2 protein-coding genes are annotated in these 1514 nt (G+C 59.3%); both read right to left on the bottom strand.

What is annotated here, in order from left to right; translation table 11 throughout:
* Positions 1–222: 222 nt before the first annotated feature.
* A complete protein-coding gene (locus tag L2I46_RS29060) occupies positions 223–789 on the bottom strand; it encodes a recombinase family protein (protein WP_003159185.1) in 567 nt (188 codons plus the stop codon).
* Positions 790–917: 128 nt separating this feature from the next.
* Positions 918–1166, bottom strand: a complete 249-nt coding sequence (locus tag L2I46_RS29055) for a type II toxin-antitoxin system YafQ family toxin (RefSeq protein ID WP_011191340.1) — start codon at positions 1164–1166, stop codon at positions 918–920.
* Positions 1167–1514 lie beyond the last annotated feature (348 nt).

Raw genomic sequence — 1514 nt, 5'->3', positions numbered from 1 at the left:
CTGATGGATCCAACCCCTCCGCTGCTATAGTGCAGTCGGCTTCTGACGTTCAGTGCAGCCGTCTTCTGAAAACGACATTTGAACCGGGAACCTTCCCTTTTTGGCTAGGCGTGAAACAATGGTCATTTTCCCTATACCCAAAATGACCAGGAGGCCCGCATGAAAGTCGCACGCATCTACCTGCGCGTGAGTGTCATTTTCAGAAGACGACTGCACGGAATATCAGGAGTCGGCTGCACTGGTGGATTGCAGCGCGGTGTACAGGGCCGTCTTGCTCACCTTGAGCCGTGTAGCGGCCTCTCGGACATTAAGCCCGTTGGCGATGTGCTCCCGCGCTCGCTGCAACTTGTCGGCGGTGACAACCGGCTTTCGCCCGCCCTTCCTCCCACGAGCGGCGGCGGCAGTCAACCCGGCCTTGGTGCGCTCGCGGATCAAGTCGCGCTCGAACTGGCCCAGCGCGCCGAACACGTGGAAGATGAGCCGCCCGCCTGGCGTGGTGGTGTCGATGGCTTCCGTCAGAGAACGGAAGCCGACGCCTCGCGCTTCCAGCGCGCCTATCGTTTCGATTAGGTGCGGCATAGAGCGCCCGAGCCGATCCAGCCGCCAGACGGCCAGCACGTCGCCGTCGCGCAGGTAGGCCAGCGCATCAGCCAAGCCGGGGCGGTCGGCCTTGGCCCCGGAAGCCGTGTCCTCGAAAACGCGCTCGCAGCCTGCCTTGCGTAGCGCATCCGTCTGCAAGGCGGTGTCCTGTTCCGCCGTCGATACCCGCGCATAGCCGATCAGTGCCATTTGCCGCCTCTCTTGTCCGTCATTCCGTCCGCCTATCTTAATGTCCGACAACCCGTTGTGCAATAACTTTGCTGGACAGTGTCCGGCATGGCCGACTAATGATCGTTTGGCGGACAAGGCGACTGGCATCAGCCGAACAGCTCGCTATGGGAGCCAAGCCGCGCCAGTCGCAGGGTGTCGGCGTCGGACTTGCGGTAGATCAGCAGCAGGTCGGGCTTGATGTAGCATTCGCGGTAGCCCGCCCAATCGCCGGAAAGATCGTGGTCGCGGTATCGCACATCCAGGGGCTGATCGGTCGCCAGCGCGACCAGAACCGGCTTGAGGTCATCATTCGTGCAGCGGACTCCTGATACTGTTCGTTCAATAGACGACTGCACAACAGCCTTCAAACCGCGTTGTCTGGTGCAGTCGTCTTCTGAAAATGACAGTGGCCAGCAAATCCAATCATGTAAAGAAAACCATCGTTATTTTTACGCCTATTTTGGATTGCGCAATCCAAAATTGAAACACTAGATATGGTGGCCGCGATCAGCTGCCGGCGCACAAGATGTTGTGTTGGTGATGGCTGTTGCTAAGTTCAGATCTGGACGCCAGAAGTAAATCAACAGCTCAACCAGGTGATCGCCTCGATGCGGTGAGACAAGTCCCCCCCTATTACAGGCGGCAGCTCGACCAGGTGGCCAACTCACCAGGCACCGGCAGCAGCTCAACCAGGTGATCGCCTC

Origin of the sequence: Klebsiella sp. 2019SCSN059, from assembly GCF_021739525.1 — a bacterium.
Lineage (GTDB): Bacteria > Pseudomonadota > Gammaproteobacteria > Enterobacterales > Enterobacteriaceae > Klebsiella > Klebsiella quasipneumoniae.
Note: the sequence above shows the minus strand (reverse complement) of the source record. Positions and strands in the feature narration are given on the sequence as shown.